Raw genomic sequence first — 23,258 nt, 5'->3', positions numbered from 1 at the left:
ATGAGGCTGGCGATTATTGGGGACTTACATTACCCGGACGAATTGTTAAACAACAAGGTTTTGATTAAAGAGGCACGAGATGCTTTTTATGAGCAATTTATGAATCTATTCTTGTCCATCCCAGCCGATTATCATATTTCCGTGGGAGATATGGTGCACGCAGGAGAATTTAGCGAATTTAATTATATCATGGGTAAGATTAAGGACAGCAAGCATTCTAGACGTTTTCTACATGTTCTTGGTAATCATGATACGTACACTTATCCTAAGGAAGAAATCCTTTCCGTCACCAGGCAGCAGCGATACAGTGTGATTGAAGAGACAAATGCAATCATTATTTTGCTGGATACCGCACGGGAAAATCGTGACGATTGGAGCGGAACACTTGATGATGAACAGCTGACTTGGCTCGAAGCACAAATGAAGCGGAAATCGGAAAAGCCTTTATTCGTCTTCGGTCATCATCCCTTGTATAATACGACGGCTAGATCAACTGAGCCAATGATGTCACTGGATCCCAGCTTGGACATTTGGCCGATATTGAAGCAATGGCAAGGTGTGGGTTTCTATTTCAACGGGCATAATCATGTGCATTCTATCGTTAGAAAAGAAAACTGGCATTTCATTCAAACAGCCTCCATCCTGGATATTCCTGCTGCTCGAATCCTTACTGTGCTTGAAGATGAAATCAGGTTAGAGATGGTGAATCTGGCAAGCGAGCAATTGAGTAAATGGTCTTCATTATTTACCTTCAGCATTTTTGATTATGAAAAATATCCGCAGGCTGAAGGGGAGACAAGAGATCAGGAGCTAATCATCAATCGACTTCAAATGGATAGAAAGCAGGTGGACCAGCAATGAATCGTCAGCCAGTAAGATTAGCGATCGTAGGTGGAAATCGCGGAGCCAGTTTTATGAATGCACTGTACTCTCTATCGGATCGGATACATCTGACCGCCACTTGTGACTTGAATGAGTGGGTGCTTAACCAATGGAAAGAGAAATTCCCAGAAATCCGAACGTATCGGGATTATCATGAAATGTTAAAAGATTCGGCGATAGATGCGGTGTTTATCTTAAGCCCCATGCATTTGCATGCCAGACAATCTATTGATGCTTTAAAAGCGGGTAAGCATGTCCTAAGCGAAGTGATTTCGATTCAATCTTTAGAGGAAGCTTGGGAGCTTATCGAAACTGTTGAACAAACTGGACTTAAATATATGATGTCTGAAAATTACTGCTTCTCGCGCTCAAATCTGACGATTAAACATATGGCGGATCAAGGCATGTTCGGTGAAATTACTTATATGGAAGGCGGATATATCCATGATTTACGTCATTTGACTCATCATCCGGATGGTTCTCTGACTTGGCGGGGGCAATTACATCAGCAGTATAACGGGATCAATTATCCGACACATTCTATTGGTCCAGTTGCGCAATGGATTAACCTCAATAAGCCTGAGGGTGATCGATTAAAAAGCATCTCGTCTTTTATTTCCAAATCTAGATCCTTACAATATTATTTCGGAGAGCATTATGGAAAAGATCACCCAGCAGCACGGGAGGGATTCTGGCGGCAAGGGGATAGCGCGGTTGCGGTCATTCAAACGGAAAAGGGTGTACTGATTGAACTGCGTGTAGACTGGTCCTCCGTTAGACCGCATAATAAAACTCATTATTTACTGCAAGGAACTGAGGGAGCGTATATTACGGGCCGCCATCAGTACGAAGAGGATTTGATCTGGTTCAAGAATCTCTCGCCCAAAAATATAGCGGATGGAGAGGAAATGTGGGAGCCTTTAAGCAGTTATCAACCACTCTATGATCACCCGACATGGATGAAATGGGGCGAATATGCAGCTGGGACGAAACATGGCGGAGGCGATTTTATGGTGCTTGAAGAATTTATTTCTGCCATTCAGGAGGATCGAACCCCCTCGGTGGACGTATATGATGCCGTTACTTGGAGCTCTGTGTTTACATTGTCTATGGAATCTGTAGAGAATGGTGGAAAAGCAATAGCCTTTCCTGATTTTAGAACGAGAGTGAGGAATTGACGGTGGATCAGGCCCTTTCCAAACTTGTGATGAAAAAAGAAATGCTGTCCGACTTGCCTGTTTTTCACTGTCCTACCGGGTATCTAATTCGTCATTTCGAGCCGGATGATGAACGGAACTGGGAAGAGCTTATACGCCATTCTTTTACAAGGGAAGTTAAATTTGCTCATAAAATCAGTGATCATGTACCCTTGTATTCGGATCGCTTGTTGTTCATTTGCCGCGGGGATCAACCTGTAGCTACTGCTACGGCCTGGGAGTCGGGTAGTGATGACAATAAGAACTGGTACTTGCACATGGTTGGAGTGCTTCCAGAATATTCTGGTAAAGGTCTCGGCTATGCTGTGAGTCTAGCTGTCTTGCACAAAATAAGAGATTCAGGGGGAACGGCGGCATGTTTAGAAACTGATGATTTCAGACTGCCCGCCATCCGCATTTATTTGAAATTAGGATTTCAGCCTGTGTACTTGGATGAAAGCCATCCTGGAAGATGGGAACGAATCCTGCAAAGGCTTTGAATTTGTTGATAATTAGGGGGACTTCATGCCCCCTTATTCATGTTGGAGCTTCAGAAGGGGCCGCATTCAAAAATTATGTTGTCGTTAAGAAGTATTCCTGCTATAGTCATACTGACTTATTAAATGCATTTAATAAGTCAGTATGACTATAGGTGGGAGAGCCATGGCAAGTGATAAAAGACTTCCTTCACAGCAACTCAAATCTGAAATTATTCGAAATATTCGAACAGCATTATTAGAATTAGGAAGGGCTACGAAGGCGGAGTTAAGTCAAAGATTACAATACAGTTTTCCAACGATCAGTAAATTTCTAATGCAGATGGAAGAGACTGGGGAAGTAACGATCATTGGCCTTGATGAGTCTAGTGGCGGAAGAAGGGCAATAAGATACGCCTATAATCCGAATTACCGATTAGGAATGGCTATTTTTTTGGAAAAAAATGAAACGAACTATACGATCTATAATTGCATTGGCGATGTTGTAAAAGAAGGGAATTTACCTAGTATTCTTGAGGAAGACGTTAGTACACTGGTCTCGCTTATCGAAGGTGAAAAAAAGGCTAATCCTAAGATTCAATCTGTAGCGATTGGTGTTCCAGGCGCGGTGAAACAGGGGAAGATTTTTCTGATCCCAGGTTATGCGAAATATCAGAATCTAGATTTGAAAAGATGTATAGAAGATCAGCTCTCTATCCCGACAATCGTGGAAAATGATATGAATGCCGCTGTAATCGGTTATATGGCGCAAAGAAATTTGAAGGAGAATATTTCTTTGATGTATCTGTATTTAGGGAAAAACGGACCGGGAGCTGGGATAGCCGTTAATGGTGAAATTGTTCGGGGAAAGACGTTTTTTTCAGGGGAAGTTCAATACATGCCCCAGTATGACAATAGAAATTTCATAGAAGCATTAACTGGAGATCAGGGTGGATCAAGCATGCAGCCGGATCATAAAGTAGATGCGATTAGTCGGTTAGTGGCTACTATGACCTCTATTTTGAATCCGCATTATATTATTTTTTGTGAGGATGAATTAGCTCCAGCTATGCTTAATCAAATCGCCGATCGAACTGCTACATACGTTCCTAAGGAACATCTTCCGGAATTAGCGGTAAGTGACTTGAAGCGTGATTATCTGAATGGATTACAAAGTCTTGGATTAGGTTTATTAGTTTCACAACAAATAGATTAGAACCCTTAAGGAGATAACGATGGCTACTTTTTTTCTTATTATTATTTATTTAGCATTTATTAGTTTAGGACTACCAGATTCATTGCTTGGATCCGCATGGCCGGTAATGAGATTAGATCTAAATGCCTCATTAGGTACTGCTGGTATCCTTTCGATGGTTATTGCAGTAGGCACAATTGTCTCCAGTTTGATGAGTGGTACAATCCTTAAACGTTTTGGTACGGGGAAAGTGACCCTTGTAAGCTGTATTATGACGGCTGTAGCTTTATTTGGTTTTGCATGGTCACCTTCGTTAGTATGGCTAATTGTTGCTGCGATTCCACTCGGTTTAGGTGCGGGATCTGTAGATGCTGGATTAAACAGTTATGTTGCTACGCACTATAAAGCCCATCATATGAGTTGGTTACATTGTTTCTGGGGAGTGGGCGCGACGCTGGGTCCGATTATTATGGGTTCTTTTATCTCTGGTGAAGGTCTTTGGCGAGAAGGTTATCTTACGGTTGCTTATATTCAATTGAGCTTAGTTGTAATTCTCTTCGTTACGCTGCCTTTATGGGATAGAGTGGCTGGAAACAATAGCAACCTGAACGCTGATAGCGAACATGAGCTCAATCATCCGGAGCTAGAGCAAGCTGCTGAGAACACAAAACCTTGGAAACTAAGAGGGGTTAAGCTTGCGATGTTAACCTTCTTATTTTATTCTGCCATCGAAACGAGTATGGGGTTATGGGGGAGTAGCTTTCTAGTAAATATCAAAGACATCCCTGCATCCACTGCAGCGACATGGGTATCGGTATTTTATCTAGGGATTACCTTCGGCAGAATGGTGACGGGCTTCATTACGTTTAGAATGAGTAATAAACAGCTAATACGATATGGCCAGCTCATTGCTTTAATCGGTACAGTGCTGTTAATATTACCACTTCCCACTATAGTTTCACTGGTAGGATTTATGATTATAGGTCTGGGGTTAGCCCCCATTTTTCCATGTATGCTACATGAAACTCCTGTACGTTTCGGGAAGAAGCACGCCCAGTCGATTATGGGCTTTCAGATGGCAACGGCTTATACCGGTACCACGCTGATGCCGCCTTTTATCGGCTTACTTGCATCGAATTTTACGCTGGGTATATTCCCTGCGATGATCGTTTTTTTCGCTATCGTCATGCTCTTATGTACAGAAAAGCTTAATAAATACTCAGCTAAAGTAAATGTAGGTTAAATTTGAATTGAATATATTACGGACTAACCCTTCATATATATAGATGTAGAAGGGGGGGAACCGTAATGTGGTTGTTAATGGTTATAGGCGTTGGATGTCTCTCCGGTTTTATTTTGTTCAGAAAGAATACTTTGACCACTTATCACGAGCCTATTCAAGGACCGGAGAAATTGTCCATCATCATTCCCGCAAGGAATGAAGAATATAATTTGCGCTTTTTGCTCGATTCACTTCAGTCTCAGACCCTTACACCCTATGAAATTATTGTTGTAGATGACTTCTCGGAGGATCGGACCAAAGAAATTGCTGAGAGCTATGGAGTTAAGGTTATTGCGAACAGCAGTCTCCCTGAGGGGTGGACGGGTAAGAGCTGGGCAGTATGGAATGGATATTTACAGGCCTCGGGCGATATTTTTGCTTTTTTGGATGCGGATATTCGATTAAAGCCTAACGCCCTGGCTTCATTATTAAAAGCAAGGGAGCTATCGAAAGGCGTCATTTCGGTAGTTCCTTTTCATCATACAGAAAAGCTGTTTGAGAAGCTCGCCCTAATCATGAATATGCTGGGGATCTTCACGTTCACCTCAGTTTTTGAAAGGAATAATGCCAAAAAAGGGCTGTACGGCTCGTGTATTCTAGTATTAAGGCAGGATTATGAAAAAGTTAATGGCCATCAAAGCATTAGATCTGAAGTGCTGGATGATTTGTCTTTAGGAGAAAAATTTATTGCGGCAGGTGTTCCGATCACCAATTATATCGGGTATGGCTTAGTATCGTTTCGCATGTATCCGAAGGGAATCAAAAGTGAAATTGAAGGGTTCAGTAAAGGGGCTGTCTTAAGCACTTCAACGATAAGTCCGCGGACAATTATTCCAATCGCGCTTTGGGTGATCGGACTCATCATCTCAGAAACCGTGTTTATTTTTGCGAATACTTCATGGTTTATGCCTTTATTGATCGGTTATCTCCTTTATATGTTCCAGCTCTTTTATTTTATAAAATATGTAGGTGTATTTGGCATCGTTATTCCTGTATTTCACGTGGTGGCAACTGTTTTCTTTATCTTGATCATGCTGTATTCGATTTATCAGGTTGTTTTTCTGAGGCATGTAAGCTGGAAAGGAAGGCATATCCAGGTGGGAGGCCATAGGGACTAATGATCATATTGTGGGTCGCGGGTTTATTTTTGTCGGGATCTCTTATGTTTTCCTATTGGCTTGGTCTAGCGCGTAAAAAGAACCTGAAAGACATTGGCGACGGTAATCCGGGGGCTTTGAATCTATGGAAGTCGTCAGGCTATAAATTCGGCATATTGGGGATTATATTGGATTTTTTAAAAGGGTATCTACCACTTCTATGGGTAATGGGAAGTCATTATAGTCAGGGGTATTTCATTATTCCGTTAGCCCTAGCTCCCATTGCGGGTCATGCCTTATCTCCCTTTCTTAAAGGAAAAGGTGGTAAGGCAATTGCCGTAACCTTTGGGGTATGGAGTGCATTGACAGGATTCAAAGCTTCTTTAGCGCTAGCAGTCATTTTAGCAGTGCTGAAAATGCTCAGCAGTTGGTTCAAAAGCAGAGGGAATTCACCTGTATCGGATGGTGTGCAAGTAGTTAGCGGAATGCTGCTTCTTTCCGTTTTTTTGTACATTAGTAATTGGTCTGCTCCTATCTTATGGGTATGGTTTGGAAGTTTTGTGATCCTTGTGTATACGCACAGGTTAGAATTGGCAGTGTGGGTGAGGAAGTATTCATCAAGGAAACGATAAGGAACATAATATAGGCTTGGTATAAACAAGGGTGTCCCAGCAGCTATCGCATAGCTGTTGAGACACCCTTGTTTGGTGAAGTAGTAGCTTCGTCTTTTCTAATATTAGTGTTCTAGGATTGAGGATTTACGTTTTGACACAGCACGGATAATAAACGCAGAAGCTAAAAGAAGGATTGTGGCAGTGGCAAGGACAACAATAAACGACTTATCAAAAGCTGATTGTGCGGCTTCAACGAGCGCGGATCCAGCAGCAGTAGGCATATTTTCTGCGGCTAGAAGAGCTTCGTCAAGGCTGTCGCGAACGATCGGCGGGACTGTTAGTTCATCAGGGAGAACTAATGATGCTGTATAGATGAATGACGAAAGACTGCCCAGAAGTGTAATACTTAGGGCGCTGCCGAGTTCGAACGATACTTCCTCTATAGATGCGGCCATGCCAGCTTTTTCGACGGGGACATTTAGCATGATTGAATTTGAGGCGGCAGTCATGGCTCCCCCAAGACCTGCACCCAGAATCATTAAGGCTGCGAATTGTAACAATATATTTCCGTCATGGAAGAGTAGAAGGGTGCCCATTCCTATACCTGACACTAACAGACAGACCCACTGTACTTTTACTTTGTCCACTCGATGCAACACAAGTCCGATGAGTATCCCTGAGATGAAGGACGCTATCGAAGTGAATACAACGTACAAGCCTGCTTCCAACGGTGTATATCCAAGAATAAGCTGGATCCGTTGAGTCACGATCAATTCCATTCCAATAAGTGCGAAACAAGACAATAGAGCTGTAGCCACTCCAGTAGTAAAGTGGGAGTCTCTAAATAGTGCAAAATCTATTAATGGATTCTGGCTCTTACGTTGATGGCGCATAAATATGATCATAGCTACGACACCAATCACGGCAGATAACACAGCGATGGAAATTGAACCTTCACGTCTGCTGATCTCCTTAACTGCATAAACAAGGGCAACCAGACCAATCATAATTTGAACGGAACCAATGAAATCCCATTTCTTATTCTTATTCCCTTTAAGGTTTGGGATTAGTAAGATGGCCAAGATCAGTGCAAGAATAACTATAGGAATATTGATGAGGAACACCGATCCCCACCAGAAATGTTCCAGTAAAAAACCACCAACGAGTGGACCCATTCCTGCTCCCACAGAGGAGACAGATGCCCAAATACCTACGGCTAGTGAACGCTCACGCTCATCCGAAAAGGTAGTTCGAATAATGGAGAGTGTTGCGGGCATCATCATGGCTGCACCAATAGCTAGTAGGGTACGCGCAGCAATAAGCACGAGAGGTGTCGGCGCGTAGGCGGCGATTAATGAAGCCAACCCAAAGATAGTAAGTCCCATAACGAAGAGTTTTTTATGCCCAAGACGATCGCCTAGTGTGCCAAGACCGAGTAATAATCCTGCCATTGCAAGTGGATAAATATTTACGATCCATAGTTTTTCCGATGCAGAAGCAGCAAGATCATGCGTAAGTCGTGGTAGAACCGAATAAAGTACGGTCATGTCGATGACGATCATAAAGAGTGCGCTGGACACAATCGCCAGCACGATCCAGCGTTGAAATTTAGATAGATTTGATGAAAACATGGGTAATCCTCCTAAGATGATAGTAGCTAATAACGTTACCTTGACAAGGTAATGGTGTTCCGTTATTGTACTTTGAGGTATAGGGTAACCCGATAGTCAAGAGGAGTGATCTGAATGTCTATTGATTATGATCAATACTTTACGACGAGTGAGTTCGCAAAGGTATGTGGGGTAACGAAGCATACGTTATTCCATTATGATGAAATTGGTATATTAAAACCGGAGATCGTGAAGGAAAACGGATATCGTTATTATTCCTATAAGCAGTTTTATACCTTCGATATTATTGCCGTACTAAAAGGGACAGGAACGCCGTTGAATGAGATCAAAGAATATATACAAGATCAAAACACATTGCATTTTTTATCCATGCTTAAGCAAAAACAGCTGCAGTTGGTTGATGAACAAAAAAAGTTAGAGCGAATGCAGAGGCTTTTACAAGGGGCTATAGATAATACGAATCGTGCGCTCTACGTTGATTGTGGAGAACCCTGGGTCGAGGAATGTGATGAAGAGTATTTTATTGCGGTTAGACTCTCGAAGGAGAAGGGTGAGAAGGATCATGTACGAAAAGTATATCGAATCTTCGATTATTGCGATGAACATCATCTTGAATATGACTTTCCGATAGGTTCGATTATTTGTAGAAGCAGTTTGGAAGAAGGCGACTATGACCCGGATTATTATTGTAATAAAATCAATGAAAAGCATAACGGTGAATTACTTTATATCAAGCCAAAGGGTAAATATTTGATCATGAATCACAAGGGATCTTATGAAACCTTACCTGCGTCCTATGAGAAGATAAAGTCTTATATTGCTGAAAGTGATTTACACATAACCGGAAACGCTTATGAGTATGAATTGCTTAGTTATTTAGCTGTAGGGGATCCGGATAAGTATGTTATTCAAATTGCGATCCAAACCTTTTGAGGTTTAGAGCATTGGATTGGCTTTTAAATTGGCTTACAAACTGACACGCTTGGGATTCCAAGCGTTTTTTTTATGGATACCTGATGGCTTGAGCATTAGCCAGTTGCGACATTTTTATTATCTATATTGATTGACAATGATAATCATTATTATTAATGTGTAAACAGGCGTGAATCCTTATGCTCACCTTACCGACGCCAATGCCTCTGAGCTGGTGCACTATGATTGAGTTTTGTTGATGATTATCCATAGAAGAGACTACTATTGAAATGAGGTATGCATTGTGAAAATAGATGTTAATCAATTAGCAGAGCATTTTGCACACACTCCTTTCCAAGTAGAAGGAGTATATCGATATGCTGAAAATCCAGGTGTGCCTTACGCTGACTATACAGATTCTTTTCCTGGATTTGTGTTTCCACTTACAGGAAAGATTAAATTTAAATTTAATGGCACGCCTTATATCTTTTCGCCTGGAAAAGTTGTGCACGGGGGTGCAAAAATGAAATTAGATCAAAAAATGTTAGGTAGAACCAATTGGGAATATATTCTTGTTCAATATCGGATATGTAACTCAGAACTAAAAGAGTCAAGCTTTTCTCATCAGCATTTTGAATTATTAACAGGTCAATCTCCTCGTCTTATTGAATTAATTATGCGTCTTTGGCATGTGTATAATCAGCGTGGAGGCATTTCGATGTTTCAGACTGAAATGCTGTTTCGCGAAGTGCTGAATGAGGCCTTATTATGTGTTATTAATAGGGAAGATAGCTGTGAATCACATACTTTATTCGAGCGGGTATCTAATTATATTCATCAAAACTATTATCAAAGTCTTACAATAGCTTCGCTTGCAGAACAAAATAACGTTAATCGAAATCGACTTTCTTACGTATTTAGAACACATGCCGGTATGGGACCAGCAGAATATTTATTAAAATATCGTATAAATATAGCGCAAGAAATGCTATTTACAAGTGATGCGCCTGTACAACAAATTGCGCAAACCGTTGGAATGGCTGACCCCTTTTATTTTAGTAGAGTGTTCAAAAAACAATGTGGCATTTCACCTACCGAATATCGAGAGAAGTTCATCAATAATCCATGGTAAATTCAACCTGCATCCATTCTTATCTAAAAAGTACTTTACTATAATAATGGTTAAGCAAAGAAACCATTATGTTGGAGGAATTTCGTATGAAAAAGATTAGAGGACTGCTAGTCGCAACACTATTATTAGCAGGTATACTAGCGGGTTGTACTGAAACACCTGCTGAAAATAAAGAATCAACTAAAGAAGGCGTATCTTCAACAGCAGTTAATGTAGATGCAGCTGATTGGCCAAGAACATTTAAGGATGCCTTAGGTAAAGAAATTGTTATCGAGAAAAAACCGGAAAAAATAGCCTCGCTATGGTATTTTTATCCTGAAATATTAGTTGCATTAGGTGAGCCACCTGTTGCATCTACAGAAAAAGTTTATCTATCTTCTTTATCTTATTTAAAAGGAAAGCTGGATTCAGCTGAAGAACTAGGAGATAAAGTGTCTCCTAGCATTGAGAAAATTCTATCTATTAATCCTGATTATATTTTAGCAACAGAGCATCATGAAGCAGTGTATGATTCACTAGATAAAATTGCACCAGTCATTACATTAAAATACAAGGACATCTATGAAGATTGGCAATATGGACTCCGTACAGTAGCCATGATTATTGGAAAAGAAGACGAAGCGGAAAAAGTAATTGATAAAATGATGAAAGATATTACAACTGGGCGTGAAACATTAAAGTCGATGGAAAGAGAGACAGTATCGCTTATATTGTCTTGGGATGGAAAAACTTTTAATGTTCTAGGTGAAGGGAATCCGGTCTATAAACTTGCTTTTGATAAAGAAAAGGGACTGGGGCTTACACCGGATGATACATATACAGGTAATAATAATGAGTTTACTTCGTTTGAAGGAATATCAACTGTTCAAGCAGACCATATTTTCCTTATAGGTGACATTACAAAAAAGGAGGAATTAATGAATAACTTAAAACAAAGTAATGTGTGGAATGCTATGAATGCCGTAAAGAAAGGCAATGTCTATTTAATGGATAATTCCGCTATTACTGGTGGACCATTAGCTATTGATTACGCTTTACAAAATATATTATCAGCCTTGCTTAAGCTCTAATAAGTTGAGGAAAATAAGGAGTGATTACTATCCATTATCAAGCTATTAATCTGAAAGATAAGTTATCTAAATTTAACGACCTTTGGTCTCCGAAAGTCATTGGTGAAATGAATGACTATCAATTTAAACTTATTAAGATCACTGGGGATTTTGAATGGCATGTTCATCAAAATACCGATAAGGTATTTTTCACGCTCGAAGGGGAGATGATCATTGATTTTCGTGATGGTCAGGTTAAAATCTCCAAGGGTGAGATGTTTATTCTCCCAAAGGGAGTCGAGATGAAGCCTTCCGCCGAAAAGGAATGCCATATCATGTTGGTGGAGCCTAGAAGCGTAGTAAACACTGGCGGTACTGAGTCCGAATTAACAGCAGCCAATGATACTTGGATCTAGTTAAGGCTTTCCTCCGCTATTCCCTTAAGGTTTCTGCAAATTGACATAACACCAAATGGTGTTATAATAAAAATGAAACCAGAAGGTGTTACATTAAAATGAATTTTGGAGGAAATTTATGCAAACTCAAGGACCACTACAAGATATTCGTCAAACAATTACACTCAATGCGCCCATTGAAAAAGTATGGAAAGCTGTTTCCACTGCTGAAGGAATAGCTGCCTGGTGGATGCCAAGTACATTCGAGCCAGTGGTAGGTCATGAGTTCATTCTACATGCTGGACAATTCGGGGATTCCCCATGTAAAGTTACCGAGATTGATGAGCCGAACCGTGTTGGTTTTAATTGGGGGAAGGATTGGCATCTTGCCTTTGAATTGAAAGAAATTGATGGGAAGACGGAGTTCACCGTGATTCACTCTGGATGGGACCCTGAAAAGGTAACTGAATTTGGTCAACCGCATCCAATCGTTCGTGGCTTTATGAACGGCGGCTGGGAGAAAATCGTCCAAGAAAAACTTCCTGCTTATATCGAGGTTTAAGATGCCAGTCGCTGAATCTGGACATGATGTATTTCAAGCGATAGCAGATCCTACCCGCCGCAGTCTGCTAAAGCTGCTTGCTAATAAGGAAATGTCCATAGCATCCATCTCGGACTGCTACCCGATCAGCCGAACCGCTGTTAACAAGCATTTACAAGTATTGTCCGATGCGCAGCTTGTTAGCAGTCAGAAAGTCGGTCGGGAGACTCGGTACAAGCTTCAGCCAGAGCCTCTACTGGAGCTTCAAGATTGGCTTACCTTTTTTGAACAATACTGGGCTAATAAACTGTTTGCGCTTAAAGAATATGTTGAAGCAGATCATAACAATGAATGATAAACCGAGAGGCGTGAGATCGCGCTTCTCGTTTTTTTTGATGCATTGTGCAAAAATATTTAAATGAAACAGATATAATGGATTCGTATATACATATGAACTGCTATTTGCTCATTTTGAGGCATTTGGGGCGAGTTGCGGACTAGAGAGACTTTAATCATCATTATCAGGGGCAATATTGTGTACTTTCAGTCCGATAAAGCTCCATGGAGTCCGTTAGCATTCCAGATGAACATAAGGACAAGGCAGAAGCATTTTTGAAAGAATAAACGGCGTAGCATTGAGCTACACCGTTATTTCTGCATTTACAGGATAGCTTTCAACGGAAAGCATATCTCATTTATAAACTCAGTTTAAACCTTCGTTTAAATTCAGTTTATAAAAGGGAGTTAGCATCACAATACAAACTAAAACGTTGGAGGAATTGTAATGGTTAATGAACGCAAAAAAATAATTGAGCCTAACCCTGGAGATTGGGCCGTCGAGGCGCGTGGACTGGTCAAAACCTTTGGTGACAATCGCGCGGTGGATGGGGTGGATTTGAACGTGAAAGCAGGTACGATCTATGGCGTACTTGGTCCGAATGGGGCAGGAAAGACTACCGTCATTCGGATGCTGGCAACCTTACTTCGTCCCGATGCAGGTACTGGGCGTATCTTCGGGCATGATGTGGTGAAGGAGTCGCAGATTGTTAGGCAATTAATTGGTGTGACAGGACAATATGCCTCAGTCGATGAGTCATTAAGTGCTACAGAGAATCTTATTATCTTCTCTCGGCTATTAGGGCTTGGGCGCGCAGAGTCGCGGAAAAAAGCAACAGAATTACTGGAAGAGTTTGGTCTGACTGAGGCGGCTAAACGGCCTCTTCGAAATTTTTCTGGCGGTATGCGTCGCCGTCTGGATTTGGCAGCTAGCCTTATTGCACAACCACCTTTAATTTTCCTGGATGAACCGACTACAGGGCTTGATCCTCGCACTCGTTCACAGATGTGGGATACCATTCGTCGATTGGTGAATACGGGATCAACAGTTCTTTTAACGACGCAGTACCTTGAAGAAGCAGATCAACTTGCAGACCGGGTGGCAGTTATTGACCGTGGGCAAGTCGTCGCCGAGGGCACTGTGGATGAGCTGAAATCATCCGTGGGTACCACATCTTTACTATTGAAGGTCCGAGAGCTAAAGGATTTTAAACAAGCTCGTCAGCTTGTAGAACATGTTCTGCATGTCCAATCCAATGTGTCTTCGTTGGAGGAAGGGCAGATTTCTGCACCGATGGCGAACGCGGATTTAGTGACTGACCTACTTATTGCTCTGCGCGAAGCAGGCATTCCACTTGCAGAGGTGAGTGTGCAGAAACCAACACTTGATGAAGTATTCTTAACAATCACGGGTCAGGGTGTAACAGATAACGCTTCAAATGCGTCTGGGCAGTCAAACAAGAAGGAGGCAGTAAGAGTATGAGTACAAGAACTTCTGCAATAAACTCAGGAACTACAAGACAATTGAAAAACCATACGAGTCTCAGACAGAGTATACGAAATTCATTCACAATGGCGTATAGAGGTATACTAAAAATACGGCGAACACCTGAGCAATTATTCGATGTTACGCTTCAGCCTATTATTTTTACTCTGATGTTTACCTATATTTTTGGTGGAGCCATCTCTGGTGACATTGCTAGCTATTTGCCTGTTATCATTCCTGGTATTCTCGTTCAGACCGTAATTACTACTTCGATCGTTACTGGAGTTCAATTACGTGAGGATATGGATAAAGGTGTGTTTGACCGATTTAAATCACTGCCAATTGCAAGGATAGCTCCGTTAGCAGGTGCTCTATTAGCAGATACGATTCGGTATACGATAGCGACTGTGCTCACTTTCACCATGGGTTATATTATGGGATTACGGCCCGAGGGAGGGCTGGGGCATGTTGCTGTAGCGGCACTTCTTGTTATTGTCTGTGCTTGGTCGATTAGCTGGATCTTTGCTTTCTTTGGTGTCATTGCAAGAACAGCCTCAAGTGTACAAGGGATCTCGATGATTGTGCTGTTCCCGCTTACGTTTCTGTCTAACGCATTCGTACCGGTAGATACAATGCCTAGCTGGCTTCAATGGTTTGTTAAAGTCAATCCGATCTCACATTTGGTGACCGCGGTGCGGGAGCTTACTAACAATGGTACCGTAGGCTGGGATTTCGTAATCTCTTTGATCGGAGCAGCTGTCATCGTTGCGATTTTTGCACCAATTACAGTTCGTGCTTATATGCGCCGGACATAATATGAAATGAAAAAACGGCAGAAATGCCGTTTTTTTGTATTAGCCGCAAAAAAGCTTCTTTTTTAATTATCGCTTCTAAAGAACGTATGGATTAAATTGGATACTGATCTATCATACAATGTTTTAGCAGCTTCCTCATTTTGAATATGTCCCCCCAAATGCAGATGAATGACGCCATGCAACGATGCCCACACCAGATTCACAACAAGGAGGGGATCTTTCTCCTCAATAAACCCTTGTTCGATGGCTTCTGTAATAAGGGCTATTACTTGTTGAAGTGCCGTGAAGATAGCATGTAAACTTTCTTCCTCCGGTTTGAACTCGCTAAAAGCCCCTCCAAACATAACCATATAATAGCTGGTATGATTCCGTGAGAAATCCCAATAAGCTTGTCCAAGATCGCGAAGATATAAATTTAGATTGTCTTGTTTTGGAACCGCTTGAAAGGCAGCGGCCAACAATTTACACCCTTGCAGAAAAAGCTCCTTCGCTAAACCTTCCTTGTTTCCAAACAAGTTATAAATGATTTTTGTGGGACATTCCATTTTTTCAGCAACCTTGCGAATGGTTACACCTTCAGGTCCGGATTCATGCATAATGGCCGCAGCGGCTTCGATAATATTCAGTCTTAATATTTCTGCATGCTGTAGTTTTGCTTTTGGGTAGGTTGTAACGGATTGAGCATCTATAGAAGATATTTTGGACGATTTTTGCATGTAGTTTCACTTCCTTAGAACTTTACTTTAGCTTTTTCAAATAGCCGTTATTTCTAAACCTTATTTTACTGATGTAGAAGAGAAATAGCCAATAATTAAATGTAGAATTTTATTTGACAACGCAACCTCACTTGGATACAATGATTCATATTGAAACACTGTTTCTAGATGGTCATTAAAGGGAGAGATGATAGCAATGATTACAATTCAAAATAAATGGACGTTGATTACAGGTGCTTCTTCAGGAATAGGTGAAGCGTTTGCTCGAGAACTTGCAGCCAAAGGAAGTCATTTGATATTAGTCGCCCGTTCCGAAGATAAATTGATTGCTTTAGCGGAAAAATTACAAAGAGAATTTCATATTCAAGCGGAGGTTATCGTTGCTGATTTATCGCAAGAAGGTTCTCCTAGCAGGCTCTATCAACAATGTATGGAACGTGGTCTGAACGTTGATATTCTGATTAATAATGCAGGTTTTGCTACGTATGGGCTTTTTGAACAACTGTCTGGTCCAAGACAACATGAAGAGGTGATGCTAAATGTTTTGGCGGTTGTAGATCTGACCCATTTATTTTTGCCAGGTATGTTAAAAAGAAAAAGTGGTGTGATTATAAACGTTGCATCAACAGCAGCATTTCAACCTCTCCCTAATATGGCTGTATATGGAGCGACAAAAGCTTTTGTATTATCATTTACACAAGCACTATGGGAGGAAAATCGGAAACGGGGCGTACAATTTCTTGCGTTATGTCCGGGGTCTACGGAAACAGAATTTTTTAATGTTGTGGGAGCCGATGAAGCATCAGTAGGGAAGCGAGATACTCCAGAAAATGTGGTTCAAGTGGCTCTTCGGTCGCTTCAGGCAAAGAAAACATTTGTTGTCCCAGGATTTTCAAACTATATTTCAGCTCAAATGTCACGGTTTTTCACACGTAAACAAATGCTTTATTTAGTTGGACGTATGCTCCGTACTAGACATTAATAAGTCAACATTTTGCTTCGATGATGTAAAATAAAGAGCCGTTATCTATGGATTACTTCATGATAGCGGCTTTTTTCAAAAGTTAATTGCCTAACTCCGAATTTTAACCCTACTTCTTCATGTCCTTCGATGGTACTATGATATAAAAATAGAATGATGCATATAGAAAGGACGACAGTATGAGAAACTATCTAATTTTGGGGGCAAGTAAAGGTTTGGGAGATGCATTTGTGAAAGGTTTACCTGAGTATGGTGATCGAGTGTGGATCGTCTCCAGAAGCAGACCGGGCAGTCTGGATCTTAATGATGGCATACAGCGGGTATGGATTGCAGTAGATCTATCGCAGCCAGATGCCGCACAAGTCTTATCAAAGGGAATTCAAACGGAGAAGATTGATGTTTTAGTTTATAACGTGGGTATTTGGGAGAAAGAAGGTTTTGAGGATCACTATACTTTTGACAAGGATGAGACGAGTGACATTGCCAACATTATTAATGTGAATATAACTTCAACAATTACCTGCATACAGGCTGTACTGCCTAATCTTCGCCAATCGGAAGCAGGAAAAATTATTCTAATTGGCTCCACAGCAGGACTGGATCATACCAATAACGCCCAGGTATCATTTGTAGCTTCCAAGTTCGGTCTGCGTGGCATTACACATGCATTACGTGAACATGTTCGTAAGGATGGCATTGCAGTAACTTGTGTAAATCCGGGTGAGCTGGCAGCAGAAATTCCATATGAGGATGGCGCGGAAAAAGCGATTGCAGAATATAGCGGCACAAGAATTCCTGTTCAGGACATTGTCTCCATTGTGAAATGTATCGTTAACCTCTCTAGCGCTTCCTGTGTCAAAGAAATTCATATTCCAGCAATGGCGGATTTGAATGCATAATAAATCTCATTTATCCGTTAAGATTTCATTAAGATTCAATACGAAGATAAACCATATAATTGGATTATAGAAATGTTATCAAAAAAAGTGCTACATAAGCGCGTCAACTAGCACGACGTATTATTAGGTAGTAGTAAAGAAGTGAATATATAAGGCTGTCTACCAGTAGAATCTTACTAGTAAACGGCCTATTTTTGTTGGGATTTAATAGGGAGTCGGGTGGATTTTTTTAAAAGAAGACTTATAAATTCCCAACTTTTTTTGGACATATATTGGGCTAACGAGAATATAACTATACAATAAAACACTTGTTGAAGAAGAGGAAAATACATTAACGGTTAGGAGAAATGAACGATGGAATTCGAACTAGGCAGCATTTTGAAACTAGTGAAACGTAGGCTGCTGTTCATCATTGTATTATGTATTGTTGCGGTCGGAATTGCTAGCTTCGTTAGCTACTATGTCTTGAAACCGAAATACGAGGCGACGGCTTCTATTCTTATTCAAGGGGATAGGCAACAGAAAGCAATCAATGACATTATGGCTGGGCAAAAACTAGTAACCACTTACGGAGAAATTATCCGAAGCAGTAGAATCGCTGAAGAGGTCGTTAGAAGACTGCAATTAAACATGACCCCTGAAAAACTATTAGAAAAAGTGAAGACAAGAACAAGTAGCGAGTCACTCGTGACGACGGTAATTGTATCGGATTCTAATGCTCAGCGGGCAACGAATATCGCGAATGGCTTTGGTGAGGCCTTTAATGAGAACATCCAAGCGATTATGGGGGTAGAGAATGTTGTGCTTCTTGACCGAGCCAAGGTTCCTTTCGAGGCGATCTCACCCAAGCCAGTATTCAATATGGTCGTTGCTTTCGGACTTGCATTGATTGCTGGGATCGCATTTTCCATTCTACGGGAATTGGCGGAGAAACCTGTGAAAAGCGCCAAGAATATTCAGTTGGATTTGCAGCTTCCTCTTCTGGGGACGGTGGGAAAATTGAAGCCGCGGAAACGGCGGGAGAAGACGAAATCCAATTCAGTAGAAGGAGCCAGCAGACATGAAGAAGAAAACGCCAAGATTGTATTGCCTGGAACAACCGAAATCATCTAATGGTGACCAATTCCGAACGATACGATCTAATATTCGTTATACCCGAGTTGGTGGAGAAATTCGATCTTTATTAGTTACAAGCTCACTTCCGAATGAAGGTAAATCAACAGTGGCGATGAACTTGGCCATAGCGATGGCAGAAACGGGAAAAACTGTGCTGCTGATCGATGGGGATTTGCGTACACCAACGGTGCATAAGGCATTCGATCTACCCAATTGGATCGGATTAAGTAGTATCCTAGTGGATCAAACCCGTGTGGATGATTGTATTTTCCCTATTGAGGGATCAGAAGGACTTTCTGTAATGACATCGGGTCCGATCTCCCCAAATCCAGCCGACTTACTAGGATCAACAGGAATGAAAAGGTTATTTGCAGAGCTTAGTGAGAGATTTGATACGATTGTCATCGATTCTTCTTCGGTGTTAATGCCTTTTTCGGATGCCCTTATCTTGGCAAAGATGACCGAAGGGGTACTGTTAGTCGTAAAATCCGGGAAAGTGCTCTTAAAGCATACCAACTCTGCAAAACAGATCCTTGAGCAGCAAGGAGCACATATTTTGGGAGCGGTTTTGAATTATCGAAAAAGTAGCAAACGTTACAAGATTCGCGGTGAAGATTTTGCCGATTGGGCCTCAACTTCAGGGTTGGTCTAACGCATTATGACACTTGCTTCTCTTCGTTATTTATTCGGAAATATCACATACGCTGGCGCTCAATTCGTGATTGTAATTTTGCTTAATAAATTTGGCTCATCCGAAATCGTTGGGCAATATTCGTTAGGGCTTGCGGTGACTGCTCCCATCTTCATGCTGTCGCATCTGCATCTGCGTTCGGTCTTGATCGTTGATACATCTGGAAAATATCTTTTTGGAGATTTTTTTGGCCTTCGTCTCGTGACAACCGCAGTTGCATTCACGGTTACAGCAGGTTGTTGCATCCTTAGTGGTGCTGATTGGAATACAGCTTTAGTCATATTTTTCATAGGATTGTATAGAATTGTTGAGTCGGTCAGCGATATTTTATTGGGTATCGTTCAGAAGCAGGAAAGGCTAGATCAAATCTCTTTCTCGAGAGCTGCTAAAGGATTGTTCTCCATACTTGTCTTCGCCCTCGTATTTATCCCTACTCAGAGTCTCATTCTAGCGTTGTTAGTCATGATTATCGGATGGTTAGCAATAACCATTGGATATGATGCTCGCAAAGCGAGAATGCATACGTCGCTCAGGCCACTTTTTAACAAAAGACGATTATGGGGCTTGCTGCTCGTAAGCTCACCCCTTGGCGTGGTGCTGGCGTTGATGTCACTAAATACAAATATCCCACTATACGCGATTTCATATTTTAAAGGAGAACATGACTTAGGCATATACGCTACGCTCTCATACATGATCGTTGCCTGCAATGTTGTTGTGACTGCACTCGGTGAAGCGATAACACCACGTCTTGCCCGTTGGCACGCTAGCGGACGACATAAGGAGTTCATCTCTTTACTCAGTCGAATGATTGTAATGGGTATAGGAATTAGTGCGATCGCTTGTTTGATCGGGTGGATCTTTGGTCATCAGCTACTATCTCTTCTATTCAGTCCAGATGTGGCTGCTGAAATAGATTTATTTCATTGGTTGCTCGTTTCTACCCTATTGGTATTTGTAACGTCTTACCTGTGGTATGCCATAACGGCTACCGGGAAGTACAAAGCGCAGATTCCCTTGTTTCTGTGTTCCGTGATCACTAATGGGCTTTCTTGTCTAATATTCGTGCCTATTTTCGGGGTGATAGGTGCTGCGGTGGGGGCTAGCTTGGCCTTATTCGTTCAGATGATAGGCAGTGTGATCGTACTTTTCTTGGTAATCCGTCAGGCAAGGAAGCAGGTACAACGGGAATTGGCCGCATAGAGGCAATTTCTCATAGGAAAGTAGGGGCTTGTATGACATCTGTACTCGTTGTAGGGAAACCCTACACCATGCGTAATTTATTTCTGTTTGCGGTTATGGGTTACATCATCTGCCTTCCGGCTCAAATTGATTTCGGTGGCGCATTTCGAATCGCACCCTCTGACCTTTTCTTAATGCTTGGTTTGTTTGCAGCAGGTTTACACCTCAAATTGGACCCGAGGCAGTTCAGTTCATGGCATTGGGGGATGTTGTTTATTTTCGTCCTTGCTTCGTTTGTATCCATTTGGCGCAATGGATTCATTACGCAATACGCTCTATTGCAAAAAGATTTTGGGTTTATACTCCTACTGCTCACTTACATCATGCTTGTTCAGGCTGTAGACAGCTGGGATCGGTTATATAAAATGCTACGAGCTTTTTTGATCAGTGTGCTGATCTTCAATGGCGTCGCTTTGTTCGATTTTTTTAGTGGAGTGAAGGTTCCGTTTATGGTGCAAGACGGTCGCCTCTCCGGGATGCTAATTGATCCGAATGCATACGGCGGATTACTAGTTACGGCTTTTGCCATTCATATCATGACGAGTGGAGACGGGGTGAAGATGCTAAGGGGATGGGTGAGTACGCTAGCGACGATCACCTTAGCCGGGGGCATAATAATGACTTTTTCGCGTTCGTCATGGATAGGTTTGTTCCTTGTTCTGCTTACATTACTGCTGACTAATCCTTCTCGACTTCTCAAGATCGGCATGGGGTTTAGCGTCGCGTTTGGAGCATTGCTGTTGTATAAAGGTACAGCTTATCTGGATGTGCTTGGGAATATGGCCAGCAGACCCTCGCAGATTCAGTCGCGTCTAGACATCATTGGGAAGGCTGTGGAGTGGATCGCTCAAAGTCCATTATTAGGGATTGGACTCGGTAGCTATAACTATGAACTGCGGATTATTATCCATAATACTCCGATCTGGTTTATGACAGAATTTGGCTTGTTGGGCTTGATTGTGTACGGCGGATTCATGATCTGGTTCTTCATCGTTGGGATCCGTTCTTATCGCGCGGCAGATAGGGTGAACAGACCGATCATTATGGCATTATTGCTGTCTCACGCAGCGATGATTGGACTTTCGATGGGTATTGAAGCCTTATTCCAGCGGTATTGGTGGTTCATGATGGCTATGAACGCAGCTTGCATCCGATTAACGAATACGGGATGGAAAGGAGTGAAGCGATATCGAACCAAGGGCACTGAAAAGTCAACGGGTCGTAACCTACGACAACAAACAGAACAAGCGCAACAAGCGCAACAAGCGCAATAATAAGAGGTTCGGGAGCATACCTGCTGAAGACTGTGGGCCGGTAAGAGTTGCTTTTGTAGCCTCCATTTTTGGGCATTTTGAGAGTTTCCATCTACCTTACATGGCGTTATTGCAGCAAAAAGGTTGTGAAGTGCATGCTTACGCGCAGCCCGGGGAAGCGAGATTGCGATTAGAAGAGAAGGGGATCGTGTGCCATGATGTGCCCATTCAGCGTAGCCCTTTACAGATGCAGAACTGGGCAGCGCTAGGGATACTAACGGAAAGCTTCAAGGAGGAGGGGTTCCAGTTCATCCATGTACATACGCCAGTCGCTTCGATTCTCGGACGGATTGCGGCCCATAAAGCAGGTGTACCTTGCACATTGTATACAGCGCATGGTTTTCATTTTTTCAAGGGAGCTCCTTTTCTGAACTGGATGCTTTATTATCCGCTCGAGAGGTTAATGGCCCGCTGGACAGATGTGCTAATCACCATAAATAGAGAAGATTATGAACGCGCCCAGAAATTTTCTATACGGAAAAAGGTGACTTATGTGAGTGGTGTAGGACTTGATCTCCAGGTTTACGGCAGTGAACAGGGTCATCCTGAAACTGCGTCGGAGAAGGCAGATAGGCGACGCCAACTGTTTGATCTGCTGAAGAGTGAGCATGATGAACCTCCCTTCGTCATCCTATGTGTTGCTGAATTGAACGCCAACAAGAACCAGAAGCAGTTGATCGAAGCGCTGGGTCAGTTGGGGTCTCAAGCAGGCAACATCCATCTGGCTTTTGCGGGTACAGGACCGTTCGAGCAGACTCTATTGGAACTTGCTAATCGGCTGGTTGTCAGCGATCGGGTGCATATGCTTGGGTACCGTAGAGATATTCCGGATCTACTCAGAGCATGTGATGTTGCTGCACTTGTGTCTTATCGCGAGGGACTACCTCGGGCGATTATGGAGGCGATGGCAATAGGGAAACCCGTTATAGGTACTCATATTCGGGGGATTCATGATTTGATCGAACATGAGTCAACAGGCATGTTGGTTCCTGTTGGTGATATTACCGCTACCGCTAAGGCTTTTACTCAATTACGTGATAATCCAGCATTAACTAGGGCAATGGGAGAAGCAAACAAGGAGAGGATCATTCGTTACGGGTTGCCTGCGGTGCTCCGTGAAATGGACTCGATCTATATAGAAGCGCTAAACAAGGAGGAAAGAAAGCGGGTTCCGTCTGAAATGCATGCCAGCCTATCGGGGGATTGAATATTCACTCTCACTTAAAAGGCGAGTAAATGAATTTTTAGTTAATTAGGGAG

24 protein-coding genes are annotated in these 23,258 nt (G+C 42.1%); 22 read left to right on the top strand and 2 right to left on the bottom strand.

Annotation, left to right across the window (positions count from 1 at the left end; translation table 11 throughout):
- From MKX60_RS23135 to MKX60_RS23105, 7 genes are all read left to right on the top strand, one after another.
- Complete coding sequence (locus MKX60_RS23135) at positions 1-861, top strand: metallophosphoesterase family protein (protein ID WP_339286959.1); 861 nt, start codon at positions 1-3, stop codon at positions 859-861.
- Positions 858-2,060 (top strand): Gfo/Idh/MocA family protein, encoded by a 1,203-nt coding sequence (locus tag MKX60_RS23130; RefSeq protein WP_341061088.1) that lies wholly within the window; start codon positions 858-860, stop codon positions 2,058-2,060. Before MKX60_RS23135 ends, MKX60_RS23130 begins: the two co-directional genes overlap by 4 nt.
- Before the next feature lie 2 nt (positions 2,061-2,062).
- A complete protein-coding gene (locus tag MKX60_RS23125; protein WP_042189139.1) occupies positions 2,063-2,578 on the top strand; it encodes a GNAT family N-acetyltransferase in 516 nt (171 codons plus the stop codon).
- Positions 2,579-2,741: 163 nt separating this feature from the next.
- A complete protein-coding gene (locus MKX60_RS23120; protein ID WP_341061086.1) occupies positions 2,742-3,770 on the top strand; it encodes an ROK family transcriptional regulator in 1,029 nt (342 codons plus the stop codon).
- Between the two features lie 19 nt (positions 3,771-3,789).
- Positions 3,790-4,992, top strand: a complete 1,203-nt coding sequence (locus MKX60_RS23115; RefSeq protein WP_341061085.1) for an MFS transporter — start codon at positions 3,790-3,792, stop codon at positions 4,990-4,992.
- Between the two features lie 65 nt (positions 4,993-5,057).
- On the top strand, positions 5,058-6,149 hold the full coding sequence (locus MKX60_RS23110; protein ID WP_076286716.1) for a glycosyltransferase: 1,092 nt from the start codon (positions 5,058-5,060) through the stop codon (positions 6,147-6,149).
- On the top strand, positions 6,149-6,760 hold the full coding sequence (locus MKX60_RS23105) for a glycerol-3-phosphate acyltransferase (protein WP_076286717.1): 612 nt from the start codon (positions 6,149-6,151) through the stop codon (positions 6,758-6,760). The genes MKX60_RS23110 and MKX60_RS23105 overlap by 1 nt, the downstream gene beginning before the upstream one ends.
- A 104-nt stretch (positions 6,761-6,864) precedes the next feature.
- On the opposite strand, the gene MKX60_RS23100 is transcribed toward MKX60_RS23105, so the two are convergent.
- Positions 6,865-8,373 (bottom strand): MFS transporter, encoded by a 1,509-nt coding sequence (locus MKX60_RS23100; RefSeq protein WP_341061082.1) that lies wholly within the window; start codon positions 8,371-8,373, stop codon positions 6,865-6,867.
- A gap of 114 nt (positions 8,374-8,487) precedes the next feature.
- On the opposite strand from MKX60_RS23100, the gene MKX60_RS23095 reads away from it, so the two are divergent.
- From MKX60_RS23095 to MKX60_RS23060, 8 genes are all read left to right on the top strand, one after another.
- Complete coding sequence (locus MKX60_RS23095; RefSeq protein ID WP_341061081.1) at positions 8,488-9,306, top strand: MerR family transcriptional regulator; 819 nt, start codon at positions 8,488-8,490, stop codon at positions 9,304-9,306.
- Between the two features lie 283 nt (positions 9,307-9,589).
- Positions 9,590-10,417: an AraC family transcriptional regulator gene (locus MKX60_RS23090; protein ID WP_076286720.1), complete on the top strand. Its 828-nt coding sequence runs from the start codon at positions 9,590-9,592 to the stop codon at positions 10,415-10,417.
- A gap of 86 nt (positions 10,418-10,503) precedes the next feature.
- Positions 10,504-11,487, top strand: coding sequence for an ABC transporter substrate-binding protein (locus tag MKX60_RS23085; protein WP_341061080.1), 984 nt, complete (start codon positions 10,504-10,506; stop codon positions 11,485-11,487).
- A gap of 29 nt (positions 11,488-11,516) precedes the next feature.
- Complete coding sequence (locus MKX60_RS23080) at positions 11,517-11,882, top strand: cupin domain-containing protein (protein ID WP_341061150.1); 366 nt, start codon at positions 11,517-11,519, stop codon at positions 11,880-11,882.
- Positions 11,883-12,000: 118 nt separating this feature from the next.
- Entirely contained in the window at positions 12,001-12,423 is a 423-nt protein-coding gene (locus MKX60_RS23075; protein WP_076286722.1) for an SRPBCC family protein, read from the top strand.
- Between the two features lies 1 nt (position 12,424).
- Positions 12,425-12,757 (top strand): ArsR/SmtB family transcription factor, encoded by a 333-nt coding sequence (locus MKX60_RS23070; protein WP_042128608.1) that lies wholly within the window; start codon positions 12,425-12,427, stop codon positions 12,755-12,757.
- A gap of 429 nt (positions 12,758-13,186) precedes the next feature.
- Entirely contained in the window at positions 13,187-14,221 is a 1,035-nt protein-coding gene (locus MKX60_RS23065) for an ATP-binding cassette domain-containing protein (protein WP_341061079.1), read from the top strand.
- Positions 14,218-15,039: an ABC transporter permease gene (locus MKX60_RS23060; RefSeq protein ID WP_076300880.1), complete on the top strand. Its 822-nt coding sequence runs from the start codon at positions 14,218-14,220 to the stop codon at positions 15,037-15,039. Before MKX60_RS23065 ends, MKX60_RS23060 begins: the two co-directional genes overlap by 4 nt.
- Before the next feature lie 62 nt (positions 15,040-15,101).
- Here MKX60_RS23060 and MKX60_RS23055 read toward each other — a convergent pair whose 3' ends face one another.
- Complete coding sequence (locus MKX60_RS23055) at positions 15,102-15,755, bottom strand: TetR/AcrR family transcriptional regulator (protein ID WP_076286725.1); 654 nt, start codon at positions 15,753-15,755, stop codon at positions 15,102-15,104.
- A gap of 196 nt (positions 15,756-15,951) precedes the next feature.
- Here MKX60_RS23055 and MKX60_RS23050 point away from each other — a divergent pair, with 196 nt between their 5' ends.
- From MKX60_RS23050 to MKX60_RS23020, 7 genes are all read left to right on the top strand, one after another.
- Positions 15,952-16,737, top strand: a complete 786-nt coding sequence (locus MKX60_RS23050; protein WP_076286726.1) for an SDR family NAD(P)-dependent oxidoreductase — start codon at positions 15,952-15,954, stop codon at positions 16,735-16,737.
- A gap of 179 nt (positions 16,738-16,916) precedes the next feature.
- Positions 16,917-17,636 (top strand): SDR family NAD(P)-dependent oxidoreductase, encoded by a 720-nt coding sequence (locus tag MKX60_RS23045; RefSeq protein ID WP_076286727.1) that lies wholly within the window; start codon positions 16,917-16,919, stop codon positions 17,634-17,636.
- A 354-nt stretch (positions 17,637-17,990) separates the two neighbouring features.
- Positions 17,991-18,749, top strand: coding sequence for a YveK family protein (locus MKX60_RS23040; protein WP_042189097.1), 759 nt, complete (start codon positions 17,991-17,993; stop codon positions 18,747-18,749).
- On the top strand, positions 18,697-19,404 hold the full coding sequence (locus MKX60_RS23035; RefSeq protein ID WP_341061078.1) for a CpsD/CapB family tyrosine-protein kinase: 708 nt from the start codon (positions 18,697-18,699) through the stop codon (positions 19,402-19,404). Before MKX60_RS23040 ends, MKX60_RS23035 begins: the two co-directional genes overlap by 53 nt.
- Before the next feature lie 6 nt (positions 19,405-19,410).
- Complete coding sequence (locus MKX60_RS23030; protein ID WP_341061077.1) at positions 19,411-20,646, top strand: oligosaccharide flippase family protein; 1,236 nt, start codon at positions 19,411-19,413, stop codon at positions 20,644-20,646.
- A gap of 32 nt (positions 20,647-20,678) precedes the next feature.
- Positions 20,679-21,959: an O-antigen ligase family protein gene (locus MKX60_RS23025; protein ID WP_341061076.1), complete on the top strand. Its 1,281-nt coding sequence runs from the start codon at positions 20,679-20,681 to the stop codon at positions 21,957-21,959.
- Positions 21,874-23,205: a glycosyltransferase family 4 protein gene (locus tag MKX60_RS23020; protein ID WP_341061148.1), complete on the top strand. Its 1,332-nt coding sequence runs from the start codon at positions 21,874-21,876 to the stop codon at positions 23,203-23,205. The genes MKX60_RS23025 and MKX60_RS23020 overlap by 86 nt, the downstream gene beginning before the upstream one ends.
- Positions 23,206-23,258: the final 53 nt, after the last annotated feature.

Source organism: Paenibacillus sp. FSL R5-0914 (assembly GCF_038004525.1).
GTDB lineage: Bacteria > Bacillota > Bacilli > Paenibacillales > Paenibacillaceae > Paenibacillus_AQ.
The sequence above is the reverse complement of the archived record's forward strand: the minus strand, read 5'-3'. Positions and strand labels throughout refer to the sequence as shown.